The organism is Ignavibacteriales bacterium, assembly GCA_020635255.1.
Taxonomy (GTDB): domain Bacteria; phylum Bacteroidota; class Ignavibacteria; order Tepidaquicellales; family Tepidaquicellaceae; genus JAEYVS01.
In genome coordinates this window covers 685,305-702,382 of the sequence record JACKAC010000001.1, presented here as the reverse complement: position 1 = coordinate 702,382, position 17,078 = coordinate 685,305, and the positions used below count along the sequence as shown (strand labels likewise).

Annotated in this window: 11 protein-coding genes; 8 read left to right on the top strand and 3 right to left on the bottom strand. The window is 38.2% G+C overall.

Going from position 1 to position 17,078, the window contains the following annotated elements; translation table 11 throughout:
• Positions 1–14 precede the first annotated feature (14 nt).
• The 6 genes from H6614_03175 to H6614_03150 all read left to right on the top strand — a co-directional run bounded on the left by H6614_03175 (position 15) and on the right by H6614_03150 (position 9,485).
• Positions 15–1,325 (top strand): TolC family protein, encoded by a 1,311-nt coding sequence (locus tag H6614_03175; GenBank protein MCB9242651.1) that lies wholly within the window; start codon positions 15–17, stop codon positions 1,323–1,325.
• A gap of 2 nt (positions 1,326–1,327) precedes the next feature.
• A complete protein-coding gene (locus H6614_03170; GenBank protein ID MCB9242650.1) occupies positions 1,328–2,377 on the top strand; it encodes an efflux RND transporter periplasmic adaptor subunit in 1,050 nt (349 codons plus the stop codon).
• A 27-nt stretch (positions 2,378–2,404) separates the two neighbouring features.
• Positions 2,405–5,611, top strand: a complete 3,207-nt coding sequence (locus H6614_03165) for an efflux RND transporter permease subunit (GenBank protein MCB9242649.1) — start codon at positions 2,405–2,407, stop codon at positions 5,609–5,611.
• Between the two features lie 146 nt (positions 5,612–5,757).
• A complete protein-coding gene (locus tag H6614_03160; protein MCB9242648.1) occupies positions 5,758–6,414 on the top strand; it encodes a 50S ribosomal protein L25 in 657 nt (218 codons plus the stop codon).
• A gap of 36 nt (positions 6,415–6,450) precedes the next feature.
• Complete coding sequence (locus H6614_03155) at positions 6,451–7,035, top strand: aminoacyl-tRNA hydrolase (GenBank protein MCB9242647.1); 585 nt, start codon at positions 6,451–6,453, stop codon at positions 7,033–7,035.
• Positions 7,036–7,058: 23 nt separating this feature from the next.
• Positions 7,059–9,485: a sodium-translocating pyrophosphatase gene (locus tag H6614_03150; protein ID MCB9242646.1), complete on the top strand. Its 2,427-nt coding sequence runs from the start codon at positions 7,059–7,061 to the stop codon at positions 9,483–9,485.
• 98 nt (positions 9,486–9,583) lie between these two features.
• Here the strand turns inward: H6614_03150 and H6614_03145 are convergent, their stop codons facing one another.
• Both H6614_03145 and H6614_03140 read right to left on the bottom strand, forming a co-directional pair.
• Positions 9,584–11,047 carry a T9SS type A sorting domain-containing protein gene (locus tag H6614_03145; protein ID MCB9242645.1) on the bottom strand — a complete coding sequence of 488 codons (1,464 nt, stop codon included), beginning with the start codon at positions 11,045–11,047 and terminating at the stop codon, positions 9,584–9,586.
• A 105-nt stretch (positions 11,048–11,152) separates the two neighbouring features.
• Complete coding sequence (locus H6614_03140) at positions 11,153–12,025, bottom strand: c-type cytochrome (protein ID MCB9242644.1); 873 nt, start codon at positions 12,023–12,025, stop codon at positions 11,153–11,155.
• Positions 12,026–12,146: 121 nt separating this feature from the next.
• On the opposite strand from H6614_03140, the gene rsmG reads away from it, so the two are divergent.
• Entirely contained in the window at positions 12,147–12,785 is a 639-nt protein-coding gene (gene rsmG / locus H6614_03135) for a 16S rRNA (guanine(527)-N(7))-methyltransferase RsmG (GenBank protein MCB9242643.1), read from the top strand.
• A 4-nt stretch (positions 12,786–12,789) separates the two neighbouring features.
• On the top strand, positions 12,790–15,168 hold the full coding sequence (locus tag H6614_03130) for a carboxypeptidase-like regulatory domain-containing protein (GenBank protein MCB9242642.1): 2,379 nt from the start codon (positions 12,790–12,792) through the stop codon (positions 15,166–15,168).
• Positions 15,169–15,219: 51 nt separating this feature from the next.
• Here the strand turns inward: H6614_03130 and H6614_03125 are convergent, their stop codons facing one another.
• A complete protein-coding gene (locus H6614_03125) occupies positions 15,220–17,022 on the bottom strand; it encodes a S8 family peptidase (GenBank protein ID MCB9242641.1) in 1,803 nt (600 codons plus the stop codon).
• Positions 17,023–17,078 lie beyond the last annotated feature (56 nt).

Here is a 17,078-nt window from a genome sequence, read left to right as displayed (position 1 = left end):
TTTACATTTATTTGATGAAAAAATTACAGGCTCCTATCGTTTTAATACTTCTCTTGGTTACTTTTACAATAGAGTCATATGCCCAAAAGGTAATTACACTCAAAGAAGCTATTTCATTAGCTCAGGATAATAACACCGACCTGGCGAATGCAAAACTCGACCTGCTGATTGCGCAAACGCAAGTATCTCAAGCATATTCAGAGAATTTACTTCCTACATTAAAGCTCACTTCGAGCTATACCAGAACTTTTCTAAAGCCGGTCATCAACATTTTTGGTGAAAATATTGAATTTGGAAGTGATAATTCCATTTCAAACAAGATCACACTTGCTGAACCTATTCCTGTGCTAGGAACTCCGGTATTTCAGGGAATCAGAATAGCAGAATATTACGAGAAGCTTAACGAAGAAAATTTGAATTCTGTAAGCAGTAATGTAATTCAACAGGTAACTGCAGCATATTATAACGTGCTTTTTTCCAAAGAAGTACTGGAAGTGAATATGGAAGCTATGCAAAATGCCAGTGATAACTATAAAGTAGTCGAGGCACAATACAATGGCGGTATTGCAACGGAATTTGATTTTTTGAGGGCAAAAGTAAACATGGAGAATATAGCTCCTTCAATTGATGCAGCTGAAACAAATCTTAAAGTCAGTAAACTAAATCTGCAACAACTGATCGGGATGGATGGAACTCAGTCAATAGACGTTGTTGGGAATCTTATCTATGACAGCACTGAGGTTTACGGAAGTACTGACAGCCTTATAAATAACATAGTAATGAACAACGTCGCTGTAAGACAGCTCCAAATATCTAACAAGATCAACCAGGAGCTGATATCAGTACAGGAAAAATCATATCTTCCGGAACTTGCAGTGTTTGGACTATATGAGCTGACCTCGAGTGAAAATGACAATACCAGAATTGGAGATTATCAATTTTTCAATTCCCTTAGCGGAGGAATAAGCTTATCCTGGGACCTGAATTTATTCAGAAATTCATATGAGGTCCAGATCAAAGAGATCCAGGCAAGACAGACATTGGAAACACTTCAGGACACTAAAAGAAAATTAAGGACACAAGCAGTAAGTGTAATTTTAAATATGGATGATGCCAAGCAAAGAATTATTACTCAAAAAGAAAATGTAAAACTTGCCGAGAGAAGTCTTCAGCTGGCCAATTACAGCTTTATAGACGGAGTAGCAACACAGATAGATGTTTTGAATAGTGAGCTAACGTTAAGCCAGACAAAATTGAATTACCTGCAGGCAATATACGATTACTTGATCGCAAAATCACAATTAGAGGAACTATTAGCCAAATAAAAATGAATATTACAAACAAGTTTTTATTTAAAGATCTTTCAAAGTTATTGATAATAGCTCTGATCTTTACCCTAACTTCATGTGGCGATGATAAGCAGGAGGAAGTACAGAAAAATATACCGTTTGTAAAGGACACAATTATAACGACGCAGGAGTTTATTGAAAGTTACAGTATAGTTGGTGTCCTAATCCCCTACGAGTCGGCAGCTTTATCGCCTGAACAAGGAGGAAAGATAGTTTACTTAGGTGTCGATAAAGGAGACAGGGTTAGAAGAGGTCAGGTAATTGCCCGCATAAACCAATCATTGGATTATGCTTCCTATCAACAAGCAGTTGCAAATTACAATCTTGCTCTTAGCGAGTATGAAAGAACTCAACGACTTTACGAAAATGGAGTAGCAACCGAACAACAATTCACAAACGCCAAACTCAATCTCGATATTGCAGAAACAACAGTTGATCTGGCTCGTTCAAAACTGCCCCTTACTGTCGTTAGAAGTCCCATAAACGGTATAGTAAGTGCGAAAAATATGAATCTCGGTGAAATGGGATCACCGGGAAACCCGATAGTTGAGATAGTAAATGTTTCAAGAGTAAAGGTTTCTGTCGGTGTACCTGAAAGGTACATGACAGATATTTCACGCGGATCCACCGTTAAACTCACTTTCGGCGTATTCCCCGGTGAAGAATTTAATGGTACAGTCGACTATGTCTCACCTACGATAAATGAAACTAATCGCACGTTTGATGTTGAGGTCGTTCTGGAAAATCCCGATCAGAAATTCAAGCCTCAGATGAGCGTTAATGTTGAAGTTACTACAAAGAGAGTTCCAAATGCAATAGTGCTTAACCAGGGTCAAATTATTGATTATGGTGATGCAAAATATATTTTCGTAAATGAAAATGGAATTGCTAAGAAACGAGAAATAACCCTGGGAGGTTCAAATGGCAACGATGTGCAGGTTATAAGCGGTCTTAAGCCTGGTGATCACCTGATATATGAAGGCTATCAATCACTTGCCGATGGTGATGAAATCAAAGTAATTGAGTAACATTTTAGAATCTGCAAAGAAACAGCAATGACAATATCTGAAATAGCTGTAAAACATAAACCGGTAATTTATATCCTTTTCGCGATAATTGTTTTGGTCGGGACTGCATCTTACATGACTATACCCAGAGAGTCCTCACCGTCAATTACCATTCCATATATTTTCATATCCACTACATACGCCGGAGCGTCTCCAACCGATATGGAACAGTTGGTGACACAGGAAATCGAAAATCAGTTGAAAGGAGTTGAAGGTGTTAAGACTATTACATCAACTTCACTGGAAAGCTTTTCATCTATCATTGTAGAGTTCAATACCAATGTACAGATAGACGATGCACTCCAGAAAGTAAGAGATCAGGTTTCTATAGCGCAAACGGATTTACCCTCCGATTGCGACCAACCTCAGGTCTCTGAAGTCAATCTCTCGGAGCTTCCGATCCTATATGTAAACCTTACGGGTAATTTTGGCTTGGCTGAGCTTAAATCAATTGCAGACGATCTTTCCGACGACATCGAAGGTATCGATGGTGTCCTTAGTGCGGACGTCAGTGGGGGTTTGGAACGCGAAGTAAAGATAAATTGTGATGCGAATAAAATGTCGTATTACAATGTCGCTTTCGGAGATATTATTACTGCTATTCAAAATGAGAACATTAATGTCCCCGGTGGAAATGTAAATATTGAACAAAAAGACTTTACTGTAAAAGTTCCGGGTGAATATACTGACCCTACTCTCATTGAAAACATAATCGTAACCAAACCTAACGGCGACCCGATTTTCATACGAGATGTCGCGAATGTAGAATATGGCTTTGAAGATAGGGACACATATTCCAGGGAGAATGGAAAAGAAGCTGTGACTCTTACTATTAAGAAAAGAGGCGGCGAAAACATAATTGAGATTATTGAAAAAACAAAAGCACTTGTTGAAGCCAAAGACCTTCCGGAAGGACTGACTGTTAGTTACACCGGAGATCAATCTACGAACATAAGAGATACAGTAAAGGAACTTCAAAATGGTATTATCACGGGATTCTTGCTGGTTGTATTTGTTCTCTTCTCAGCTATGGGATTTAGAAACTCTCTGGTTGTTGCAAGCGCTATTCCTGTCTCATTTATGATCGCGTTTGCTATTCTTGGTCTGACTGATATAACACTTAATATTGTTGTTCTATTCTCATTGATCCTTGTGCTTGGAATAATCGTGGATGATGCGGTTGTAGTAAACGAAAATATATACCGCCTGCAGGATAAGGAGGGTTTACTGCCTGCTGAAGCAGCTGTAGAAGGTCCCAGAGAAGTCCAGATACCGGTATTTATCGCAACTTTAACAATAATATCGTCATTTTTCCCTCTCCTGTTCTTCCCGGGAATCGTGGGTGAGTTTATGGTTTACCTCCCGATAACAATTATTACTTGTCTATTTGCTTCTCTTTTTGTTGCGTTGGTTATCAGCCCTGCATTTTCAAGCTGGATCATCAATGTAAAAGTAGAGAAAGCAAAAATGGCGAAATCCTCAAAATTCAATATCTTCGTTCGCTATCATAAATGGTTTGATAGAAATTTTGAGCGAATGATCGAAAAATATGAAATATTTTTAAGATGGCTAATGGGAAGAAGGAAGTCAACAATTGCAGCTGTTTTCGTATTCCTCCTCTTCATCTTTGTGGTGTATGGAATTTTCAATACAGGCCTTGAATTTTTTCCGGAGGTAGAGCCTCCTTCTGTTTACATAAATGTGTCGATGCCTTCAGGAACCGCAATTGAGAAGACTAATGAGGTTACTGAAAAAATAGAAAAAGTTTTGCCGCAATTCGGCGATATCGAATATTACGTTACTACTGTAGGACAGGAGATAAATACTAACTTCCAGAGTGGAGGAGGCTTTAACCAGCCTGACAAGAGCACTATCGCAGTAAACTTCTACGACATGGAAGACAGGAATGAAAATACACTGGAAACAGTTGAGCAGATCCGGAAGGCCGTTACCGGACTTACGACGGCAGAAGTTCTTCTAAGCCAGCAACAGGCGGGACCGCCAACAGGACCACCGGTTAGCATAGATTTATATGGTGACGATTATGATATACTGACGGAATACACTGATAAAATTGAAAGAGAAATAAAGGATATTCCGGGATTGACTGACCTCGATGATAACCTGGACAGGGAGACTCCAGAAATACACTTTACTGTAGATAGAGAAAAAGCATCACTGTACAAACTGAATACAAGAACAATAGCTGTCACTGTCAATACTGCTGTAAGCGGTAACGATGCCAGTACCTATAGAGTAGGTAATAATGATTATGATATAACAGTCCGGCTTGATTCTTCACAGAGGAATAATGTTCAGGACCTCGCAAATCTTTATGTTGCAAATAAAGATAATGTATTGATCCCTATTTCTTCAGTTGCGGATATTAGCTTTACTGCTGGAATTGGCTCAATCAAAAGAAAAGATTTAAAGAGGGTTGTAACTATTTCGGCAAACGTTGGCACCGGATTTAATGCTGATGGAGTTCTCAAAGATGTACAGCAAAAACTGTCTAAAATGAATCTACCTCGCGGATATGACATTAAATATTCCGGGGCAAATCAAGACCAGCAGGAATCACAGGCTTTTCTTTCGAAAGCTTTTATAATGGCAATATTACTGGTGTTCTTTTTCCTTGTGATAGAGTTCAATAATTTCAGCTCAACACTTATTATCATGTTCTCTGTTGTACTTTCTTTGATTGGAGTTCTTATAGGATTACTTATAACAAGACAGCCTTTTGGCATTGTAATGACGGGTATAGGCATTATATCTCTGGCGGGAATTGTTGTTAGAAATGCAATAGTATTGCTCGATTTTCAGAAAGAACTTGAAAGAAGAGGTATGGATAGGATCGAATCAACAATACAATCCGGAAAGATAAGGTTGCGCCCGGTTCTGCTTACAGCAGCAACTACAATACTTGGCCTTGTACCCCTTACAACCGGATATGATTTCGATTGGAGCTCATTTAAGATAGTAACAGGTGGAATGAACACAGCTTTCTGGCAGCCTATGGGTACTGCCATTATTTTCGGGCTGGCTTTTGCCACATTCCTGACACTGGTAATCATCCCGGTAATGTATGTATCTGTAAATAATTTCCTCGATAGAATCTTAAAACGAAAGGAAAAGGCTAATAAGGAAGGCAAAGTCGAAACTGGAGAGGAGCCGATAAAGCCCATAACAACTTAAATCTCAATTAATTAACGCTTTTAAGCCCCTCAAAACAACTGAGGGGCTTTTTTAATGTTCATAGGGAGGTATATACAGCTTATTCAATTGATTAATTAATTTAATTGCCTTAATTTTAAGTTTATTTATTTTAAAAACTTAGAGAAATGTCCGAAATAAAATTAACCGTAGCGAAAAGAGAAAAAACTTCCGGATCCGGGCTGAATAAACTTAGGAGCGAAGGAAAGGTACCGGGAATTTTTTACGGAACTGGTGAGACTAACATCCCAATAACAGCCGACTTCCTTGAATTAAGACAATTGATTTATACTTCTGAGTCTCATATAATAGACCTTAATATTGAAGGAACCGATGAGCATCATAATTGTATTATCAAGGACGTTCAATTCCATCCTGTAAAAGATAATCCGATTCATTTTGATCTGCTTGCATTACATAAGGGTCAAAAACTCAAAATTGAAGTTACAATTCACTTGGTAGGTACAGCACCCGGCGTTAAAGAAGGTGGCGTACTTCAGCATTCTCTTCACAAATTGGACATCGAGTGTTTACCGAAAGATATACCATCTCATATTGATATTGACGTTTCGTCATTAAATATAGGTGATTCGATAAAAATTTCTGACTTAAAATTGGACAATGTTACGATTCTTAATGATGAAAGCGCTGTAATAGCTTCTGTTGTTCCGCCTAAGGCAGCTGTTGAAGAAACTGCTCCGGTTGAAGGTGAGGAAAGCGCTGAACCTGAAGTAATTGGCAAGGGTAAATCCTCCGATGAGGAAGAAGAAGGCGGCGAAGAGTAATTTTCAATACTTTCCAAAACTTAATCTGATCAAGATTTGAAACTGATTGCCGGGCTTGGAAATCCGGGCGATAAGTATAAATACACCAGGCATAACGCCGGTTTTCTAGTGGCGGATTACATTGCCGGTTCTTTAAAATCCGGATTCGATATAAAAACCTCATCGTATGAAGCTCTTATATCTAAAATTGACGGTGCAGAGTTTATCCTACTTAAACCGCTTACATTCATAAACAGGAGCGGAGAAGCAATTTCAAGATTTTTTAACGATTTTGATAAAGAAATTTCCGATATTCTTATAATTGTTGATGACTTTAATATTCCTCTCGGTTCCATTAGAGTGCGCAGAAAAGGATCTGATGGAGGGCATAACGGGATCGCAGATTTGATATACCAATTCGGAACTGATGAATTCCCCAGGATGAGAATAGGAATCGGGCTTGATGAACCTCCTTCAAAAGATGATTATATAGATTTTGTACTTGGTGATTTTACTCAAACTGAATTTGAGACTTTTAACAAAATGATGCCCCATTATAGGGATTGCGTAATGTCTTTTATTACATCAGGATTACTTTCCACAATGAACAATTTCAACAAAAATTTTTTATTAGAACAATAATTTTAAATTAAATTTATTCAACTATGAAAAAAACCATACTGACTGCCATTACGTTTGTCCTATTGGCTCCGGTTATGGCTTTTGCAGGGGAAGCTGATCTTATACTTCCCGAGCTTTCTGCAGACCAGAGGAACCTGCTTCTATTTGGGTTTGTGATATGCTTGCTTGGTTTGCTCTTCGGTATCTACCAGTTCATTAAGGTTAAAAAGCTGAAAGCACACAAATCAATGCTCGATATATCTCAAGTTATTTTCGAGACCTGTAAAACCTATCTTATCCAGCAGGGAAAATTCCTTATTATACTTGAGATCTTCATCGCGATCTGTATTGGATTCTATTTTGGCTTCTTGCAAGGAAACACTCTTGGAGTTGTAGCACTGGTTCTCGTGTGGTCGATAATCGGTATTCTTGGGTCTTACGGTGTAGCGTGGTTTGGTATTCGAATGAATACTCTTGCAAACAGCAGGATGGCTTTTGCATCTCTCGAAAAAAAGCCGCTCAAACTTCTCACTATTCCTCTGAATGCAGGTATGAGCATTGGTGTATTGCTTATCTGCGTGGAGCTTATGATGATGCTAATAATCCTGCTCGTTATTCCCGGTGAATACGCAGGTGCATGTTTTATAGGATTTGCAATCGGTGAATCTCTTGGTGCAAGCGCACTCAGGATTGCAGGTGGTATCTTCACAAAGATCGCCGACATCGGTTCAGACCTTATGAAGATCGTATTTAACATTAAGGAAGATGATCCGAGAAACCCCGGTGTAATTGCAGATTGTACAGGTGATAACGCAGGAGACAGCGTTGGTCCTACAGCAGACGGTTTTGAAACATACGGTGTGACAGGTGTAGCTCTTATCTCATTCATAGTTTTGGGTGTTTTCCCCGACTACCAGGCAGAACTGATAACCTGGATTTTCGTTATGAGAATACTGATGATAATTACATCAATTGTCGCATTCTGGATTAATAATTTTATAAGCAAAGTAAGATTTTCGAATAAGGATGATATCGACTTTGAGGAACCATTGACATGGCTTGTTTGGGTAACATCAATACTTTCAATAATTGTTACCTTTGTCATTAGTAAAGTTCTTATTGGCGACCTCCCTCATAACGTATGGCTTACACTATCGATAATTATCAGCTGTGGTACATTAGGCGCGGCTCTTATTCCCGAATTCACAAAGATATTCACCAGTCCTAAATCAAAGCACGTAAATGAAGTTGTTACTGCATCAAGAGAAGGTGGAGCTTCACTTACTATCCTCTCTGGTTTGGTTGCAGGTAATTTCAGCGCATTCTGGAAAGGTATAGTTTTCTTCCTGCTCATGTTCGCGGCTTATGTTGCCAGCCAGCAGGGACTCGACGAATTCATGATATACCCTTCCATTTTCGCATTTGGACTTGTAGCATTTGGATTCCTTGGTATGGGTCCTGTAACTATCGCAGTTGATAGCTACGGTCCTGTTACTGACAACGCTCAATCTGTATATGAGCTTTCACTCATCGAGGAAAGACCAAACGTTGCCGAAGAAATTGAAAAAGATTTTGGATTCAAACCGGATTTTGAAAAGGCAAAATATTATCTCGAAGCGAATGACGGTGCCGGTAATACTTTTAAAGCAACTGCTAAGCCCGTACTTATAGGAACGGCTGTGGTAGGTGCTACTACAATGATATTCTCACTTATCCTTGTGCTTAGATCGACTCTCGGTGTTGAACCAGAGTCAATACTTAACCTTCTGAATCCGTATTCAATATTAGGATTCCTTTGCGGGGGCGCAGTAATTTACTGGTTCACAGGCGCTTCTATGCAGGCAGTTACAACAGGTGCTTACAGAGCAGTAGAATATATTAAGAAGAATATTAAACTCGACAGTGACGTAAAAAGCGCGGATATAGCTAAGTCAAAAGAAGTTGTAAAGATATGTACACAGTATGCTCAGAGCGGTATGTTCAATATATTCATCGCAATATTCTGTTTTGCTTTAGCATTTGCATTCTTCTCAGCTCCGGGAGTAATAACTGTCGGAATGGGTGCAGAGGAAATAACTAAAGCAAGCTCAGCCGCATCATTCTTCGTAAGTTACCTTATATCCATTGCAATATTCGGACTCTTTCAGGCAGTATTTATGGCTAATGCAGGTGGATGCTGGGATAATGCTAAAAAAGTTGTCGAAGTAGATCTTAAAGAAAAAGGTACACCGTTACATGACGCGACAGTAGTTGGTGACACTGTTGGTGATCCTTTCAAAGATACATCATCTGTAGCTCTTAATCCGATTATCAAGTTTACAACACTATTCGGATTACTCGCTATGGAAATCGCAATTTCCGACAGCTTTAGGGCAATTGCACCGATAGTAGGTGTAGTGGTGTTCCTTATAGCGATATTCTTTGTGTGGAGATCATTCTACGGTATGAGAATTCAAAAAAACACAGCATAGCTAATAACATATAGTTTTTAAAAATCAAAGCTCCCGTGGTTTCCCGCGGGAGCTTTTTGTATATCAGATAAGTAGCAAACTACTTCTCCTTTAACTCACTACTTTATTAACAGCATTTTCTTTGTTTCTCTATATTCCGGGGCTTCTAAAGTATAGAAATAGACACCACTGGCAAGCTTAGTACCATCAAAACTTACTCTATACTTTCCGGATTTTACATTTTCGTTTACTAAAACTGCAACTTCCTCTCCTAGTATATTATATACTTTGAGACTAACTCGTCCATCTTTAGGAGCTTCGAACTCTATTTGTGTTAAAGGATTAAAGGGATTTGGATAATTCTGGTTAACCATATATGCTAGTGGAATTTCAGTTATATTAATATTGATAAAGGTTGTATTATGCAGTCTGTCCCAATAAGTTTTCTTTTCAGTACCATCTAGCCCAACCCATACAACCCCTACATCAGCCGTTGAATCATTAAACTCAGCTAGGATTGGGTTATATACCCCTGGGCTAACTATCGCTGGATGCTGATTCAGGCTTAATGGTTCACTAAATATCCTGGGTGACACCTGTGTCGAAAAAGAATATACAATCTTACTCGATTCTATACTAGGAATCGGGCTTAGATCATTCCAGTGATAAACCAAGTCACATCTATTTGCATACATATTATAATCAGCCTCTAATCCGCATTCATCTATAAGAGGGTCAGTTGCAATATCAACAGTATTAGAATAAGTAACACCATAGTCTGTACTTGTCTTTAATTTTACATCTCTATTGGGATATATGCCTGACGTATAAAAAAACCAAACTACTCCATCACGGCCAATGATACTCTTGAACTCAGGTTTGATCTCTGAATCGTTAATTACCTCAATAGAATTGGTATCTATAGCCGTAAGCTCTCCGGGTGCAGATTCAGTATATCTCATTGCGGATACACTCGTGCTATCATTCCCCCGTATACTGTTTATGTCATAATAATTAATTAATAATGTATCACCATATAAGAATTTAGAAAATCTGCCACGAGACCCTTTATCTGTAATTAATAATTCTTTACTCCAGTTTATTCCCCCGTCTACTGTACTTATAATTTTTAGACTGTCATTGTTCTTGAAGCTAAGAAGTAAATATATTGTGCCGCTTGATGTCGAAACTACATCAAAATCCTTAACCTGTTCATTCATAATCTTTTTATGATGCGGCGACAATAGTTTTTTTATAAATAAACTATCTGCCTGAAAGTAAACCGCGTATAGAGTATCCGATTTAACAAATTCAATCTTACCGTAACCAGCTGGTCCTCCTATTGTAAAATAGTTCGCTAAAAACCCCCAGGAATCTCCTCGATTATATGAATAATCTTCTCTAAGTGCATTTCCTTGAACGATATCAAAATATAAAGTATCTCCAGGACCTTGTAGCAATGTCATTCCAGAAGGCTCACGAGGACTAACAACCACATCATTACCCCAGTCAAAATTTTGCTGGGCATACATACAGTTCAAAAACATGAAATTTAGTAGAATTACCAATAATATATTTCTCATTTGATATGGATTAAATTATAAAAATGGTAGTGTTTAAACCACATATTAGTGGACAATTAAATATATTATTATTTTAATAAATAAAAAAGAACTTTAATCCTTTTATTATTGCAATTTAAACTCCGGTCTTGGTTGTGAATTTACAAATGCCTCAATGTCATATGCTTCTTCAAGTGAGAGTGAATTTTTATCATCGAATGGCATCATGTGGTAAATAAACTTTACAGCCATAGCTGATGTGGACATACCGGCGCCGTTATTATATGTGTCATTTCCCCAAAGCGGTGGAACAGAATATTTAATAACCCCGGGAAGCAACTGATCATATTCGGCGCCTTCACCCGACCCGCCGTGGCATGTCGAACAAAATCTATTATATCCTTCTTTTCCTTTTACAGGATCGGGTTCCCTTCCGAGTGGAGGCACATCATGAATACCCTCACCTTTTACTCTATATCCTTTAGGAACATCTTTACTTATAAATTCCAGATAAGCTACCATTGCTTTCATTTCCCTGCTGTCTAAAGGAAGGGGCTTTCCATTCATACTTCGTTGCATACAATCATTTAATCTCATCTCGATCGTCTCCGTTTCCTTTGTTCTCTCGCTGTACTGAGGATATCTCGAGGTTACCCCTACAAGATTATACGACGCATATCTCATACCGGCATCAAAATGGCAGTTACTGCACACAAGGTTATTACCGGCATATCTCATCAGTGAATCCGTAGCTCTCGGACCGATTATGTTGCATGTCTTGCTTATAAGATCTCTTCCATAAAGGATCATATCCCTTTCTTCACCGGGAGGAATCGAATTAAAATCTGGTATCTTCCACGAAACAGTAGAATCCGCCATAATATCGATGAGATTCTCAGATTTGTTATCCCTTAAAAGTAAAAATAATATTACAACAAGAAAAATAACTACAAGAATTATTAATTGAATGGGAGTTAAAAGCTTTCTGGATAGATCCATAAAATGGGTTAGATTTAGGTTTAATAAAATTTACCTATAATTGATGCTAATTTCAAATTAGGTAAGGATATACAAAAAAATATGGATTTAAGAAGCCGTTTAAATTTGATAAAATGACCGGATGGAATTACTCGGAAAATTCTTAAAGAAAGAACTGCATATTGATAACAATATCCATATGCTTGATCTCTTTAAGAATTATAATGGTCTCTTGTTGGAATGGAACGAAAAGATTAACCTCGTTAGCCGCAAGACAGATTCTATAGAAAACCATATCCTAAACTCCATTTTTTTTCTGTCAAAATATCCCTTTGGCGGTAATGAACAAATTATCGACATAGGTTCGGGGGGCGGATTTCCAGGAATTCCGTTGAAAATAATTTACCCTAATCTCAATGTGACCTTGCTCGACTCTATACAGAAGAAAACCACTGTTCTTCAGGATATCTCAAATTCATTAAACCTTGATATTGACATTGTTACCGGACGAGCCGAGGAAGTTTCAAAAAAAACCGAGTTCTCCCAAAAATATGACATCGTAATTTCAAAAGCCGTCTCCAATCTCGGAAATCTCTTTAATTGGGGTGAAGCATTCATGAATGCAGATGGCAGAATGCTTTGTATTAAAGGAGGAGAAATAACCGGTGAATTGAAAGAATTGAAATCGACATACAGCTTTGTGAAAACTGAAACCATTGATTATTCTTTTCCGTCTGAATATAATATAGAAGACAAAAAAGTCGTAATAATATCAAAATAACCATATGAGATCGATCCTAAGGCTATTTTTTACGATTAGTACAATTTTTGTGTTCACATCTTTCCTGCATTCACAAACCCACAATATTACCGGGAATATATATGACCTTAAAACAAACGAGCCCATTCCGTTTGCAACGGTAAAGGTAATAGATAATAACTCCGGCACCACATCCGATGAAAACGGTTACTATATCCTAAAGATTGATAATGGTCTTCACAAAGTTGTAGTTTCATACATAGGCTACTTTTCTGATACCGCCCTGATAAACATAGAAGGTAATGATGCGCAGAGAGATATTTATCTTACTCCTTCTGAGATATTGATAGAAGAAATTACTATTGCTGGTGAAGATCCCGCCTATGAGATAATTAGGAGGGCTATACAGTATAAAAAACAATTTCAGAAAAATCTTGAACAGTATGAATATGATGCTTATTCAAAATTCGTACTCCGCTCAAACCAGGGATCGGTTCAGCCTGAGATCACGAGCGATAACAAGTACGGTATACTCGCAATACTTGAATCACAAACCAAAGGATATTTCAAAAAACCTGATTTTTACAAAGAAGTTGTAGTAGCTAAAAAGGAAACAGCTAATACTACACGCGGTGTGGCACTTCCCTTTATTGTAAATTTTTATGACGAAGATATTGAACTTGGAGAAACTTCCATACCTGGACCTTTATCAGATGACGCCTTCGGCAGTTATGATTATAAATTGATCGGCACGACGTCAATCGATTCTCTGCTTATTTACAAAATCCAAGTTACTAATCAATCCAACCTCGTTCCTCAATTCTTTGGTGAGATATATATAAGTGACAGTGTCTTTGCGCTGATGAAAGTGGATCTGACAACAAACAACGCGGCTAATATAAGAGGTATAACGGAAGTCAATTTCCGGCAAAAATTCAGCAACTATACCGACTCAAAGAAAAATGAATTCTGGATGCCCACTGATAACCAGATATTTGCGAATGGATCGTTCGCCGGGTTCATCAACTTTAACGCTGAAGTCTATAGTGTTGTATCTTCGTACAAAATGAACGAACCTCTCCCACGAAATATATTTGATGAATACATTATTAAGGTCATGCCGGATGCCAATAAAGATTCTGCATATTGGGCACAGAACCAGCTTATAAAAAACTCAACTGAAGAGAACAAAGCTTACGAGAAGATAGAAAACGATGAAAAGAAAAAAGAAAAAGAGTTCAATTTCGGATTGGGCGGAATAAAACTCGGCAAATATATTTCCTCCAACCCACTTAATTACTATCATTTTAACAGAGTTGAGGGAAACTATCTCCAGCTGGATGCGAACTACAGAAACAAATTCGGAAAGGATGTGCTAGATACCTACTTTGGATATGGTTTTTCTGATAAAAAAGCAAAATATGAGGTCAATTATACAAAACGTTTACTCAGAGATAGAAGTTTATTTGTATCAGCGAGCTTTTTTGATAAACTAAAGACACTCTCTGCTGACCCGCCGGGAATCTCAGAATTTACAAATACGGTTTCCTCTCTGTTTTTTAAAACGGACTATTATGATTACTACTACGCAAATGGTTACCGTTTTGGCATCTCCTATAGTTTTTTGCCTCAGATAAGAACAGGTATTTCCCTAGGACAGGAAAAGCAACAAACTGCATATAAAAATACTAATTTCAGCATATTCAAAAGCGACCAGGATTTCAAAGAAAACCCTCCAATAAATGATGCATTTACAAGAAAAATTGGAGTAAACTTCAGAGTTGACCCGAATAAATTCAAATTTATCGACTGGGGTGACGGAGATATTTCGCGGATTCGGATGACAAGATTCCCTATACTCCGATTTGGAATGGACTATTCCGGCAAGGACTTTCTAAAAAGTACATATGAATTTAGAAAGTTCTATGCTTCCCTTACAGGCTCGGCAAAGATTAATGTTTTTTTTAATCCTTCATTCAGGATTACAGGCGAATATCTTACCGGTGATGTCCCGTTTCAGGAATTATCATACTTCAATACCAGTACCGGCGTACTAAATGCAGAAGATGACTTCAAGACACCCGCCTATCAGGAATTTCTCGGAGATAAACTATACTCTATCAATATCGAGAATGACTTTGGAAAAATACTCTGGGGAAATATACCAGTATTAAAAGAGTTTGATCTTATTGGATTTTACAATGCCGGAAGAATAGATATTAGTGACGCGAATAAACAACTTGCCGCATATAAAAACTTTTCCGGTACGGACGGCATATTTCAGGAAGCAGGTTTTGGAATAGGTAGTATCCTTGGTGTATTCAGGGTTGATTTTGCATGGAGGCTGAACAACTTCCGTTCGGGAGAAAATTTTAAGATTGTACTTTCCTCACTAGGTCTATAAAAAAAGAGCCCTAAAATAGGGCTCTTAAGATCTTATTATTTAATACATATGTTACTTCACGAGTACCATCTTTTTAGCATCTATCAAAGCACCGTTTGCGAATAATACATAAAAGTATACTCCACTAGTCAACCCATATGAAGAAACATTAAATGAGAAGCTTACCTCACCTGCACCAAAGGCACGGTTATTGAATATTATAGCAACCTCTTTACCTGATACATCATATACTTTCATACTTACCGTCGATGGCTGACTTAATGCAAACGGGATGATGGTTGCCGGATTAAATGGATTTGGATAATTTTGCCCCAACGAATATCCCGATGGGATATTTCCGCTTCCCGGACCGATCGAAGTTGTTAATGCAAGCTGTACTGCACTCCACGCGTTAACAGTTCCCCATCCTATCTTTGAGTTTGGATTCTGTGAATTTCCTGATGTCTGACGAAGTATATCCCTTACTTTCATCGGATTTAAATTAGGATTTGCTGACAAAATAAGCGCAACTACGCCTGCGGTCATTGGACATGAAAACGAAGTTCCACTTCCAAATGAAAGATATCCGGTATTTCCCTCTCCGGGTTCGGCAGTCACATTATTCCTGCCCATTGCCATAAAGTCAGGCTTTATCCTTCCATCGGTTGTTGGACCAACCGATGAAAATGACGAACGGAGTCCGTCACTGTCTATCGATCCGATTGCAAAAACGCTGTCTCCGTCTGCAGGTGCGCCCAACGTATTATGTGATGGATCATCACCATAATTTCCTGCAGAATTTACGACAATAATTCCTTTGTTCACGACCAGGTCAGCGGCTCTCGTGATCTTACAACTGTCACCGTTCATCCAGGTCCAGTCATAAGAATATGGAGAACCCGGATCAAATTCTCTATATGTAAGTGATGCAGAAATTATATCAGCTCCAAGGCTGTCTGCCCATTCGGCTGCTGCAATCCAGTTATCCTCTTCTACCGGAGTCTCACTGTCTGTATTTTCCGTCTTAGCAAGTATCACTTTCGAACCGTATGCCGGGGAGATCAACTCACCCGGTTCATATCCAACTATAAGTGAGAGAGTTCTCGTCCCGTGCGACCCTTCACCCATTTGACCAACCTGATTTGCTACATTTGTATCTCCATTCACAAAATCATAAGTTCTGATACCTCTTGCTCTCACTGAATCAAAACATTGATGACTTAAATTGTCAAATCCTGCATCAAATACAGCTATCAAAACATTCTGTCCTCTATAACCGCTGTCGTGAACAGGAGGAACGTTTATTAACTGGGATTGAAGTAATGATGGTCCGTAGTTAAGGGAAGTTGGATTGTCGATGATTGTACTTAGGTTGCTAGCCTTGGTATCTTCTACTAAAAGGTTTTTCTCTTCTTTATAATCCTTCCTAAATCTTGCTACCAGGCTTATCTTCTTTACCATATCCTCATTAGAAAGTGCCTCTATTTGGGATTTTGTGACATAGCATGACACGCTATTGAACCATTTCGACACATTCTTGATCTTTACTCCGTGACTCCTCACAACCTCAACATAATTTCCGTTTACAGGTAAATCAGTAAAATCGATTAATTTTCCTGCATCCCTGACCTTCTCACGCCTTTCGATTGATTTTTGAGTCAGGACTGTGTTTGGATCCACCGTCCTTGGATTAACATTATCACCCTTATCTTTAAATTCTATCCAGACAAGGAACTGTTCATTCTCCGAAACGACGTTTAAAGCTCTGTAAAGTATAGGGCTTAATTTGTCATTATTTTCAGGGGTAAATCCCCTGAATGAAAAAGCGAATGTAACAGTTATAGCTAAAAGCGATATTTTGTAGAATATTCTCATTATTTACATTTACTATAATTAATATTCAAAATAACTTAACTCTTATTATGGGGAAA

What these genes read in the sequence shown, in the direction of transcription:
- H6614_03140 (MCB9242644.1), bottom strand. Translation starts at nt 12,025, where the DNA reads ATGGATCTATCCAGAAAGCTTTTAACTCCCATTCAATTAATAATTCTT.
- H6614_03130 (MCB9242642.1), top strand. Translation starts at nt 12,790, where the DNA reads ATGAGATCGATCCTAAGGCTATTTTTTACGATTAGTACAATTTTTGTG.
- H6614_03145 (MCB9242645.1), bottom strand. Translation starts at nt 11,047, where the DNA reads ATGAGAAATATATTATTGGTAATTCTACTAAATTTCATGTTTTTGAAC.
- rsmG (MCB9242643.1), top strand. Translation starts at nt 12,147, where the DNA reads ATGGAATTACTCGGAAAATTCTTAAAGAAAGAACTGCATATTGATAAC.
- H6614_03175 (MCB9242651.1), top strand. Translation starts at nt 15, where the DNA reads ATGAAAAAATTACAGGCTCCTATCGTTTTAATACTTCTCTTGGTTACT.
- H6614_03170 (MCB9242650.1), top strand. Translation starts at nt 1,328, where the DNA reads ATGAATATTACAAACAAGTTTTTATTTAAAGATCTTTCAAAGTTATTG.
- H6614_03125 (MCB9242641.1), bottom strand. Translation starts at nt 17,022, where the DNA reads ATGAGAATATTCTACAAAATATCGCTTTTAGCTATAACTGTTACATTC.
- H6614_03160 (MCB9242648.1), top strand. Translation starts at nt 5,758, where the DNA reads ATGTCCGAAATAAAATTAACCGTAGCGAAAAGAGAAAAAACTTCCGGA.
- H6614_03165 (MCB9242649.1), top strand. Translation starts at nt 2,405, where the DNA reads ATGACAATATCTGAAATAGCTGTAAAACATAAACCGGTAATTTATATC.
- H6614_03150 (MCB9242646.1), top strand. Translation starts at nt 7,059, where the DNA reads ATGAAAAAAACCATACTGACTGCCATTACGTTTGTCCTATTGGCTCCG.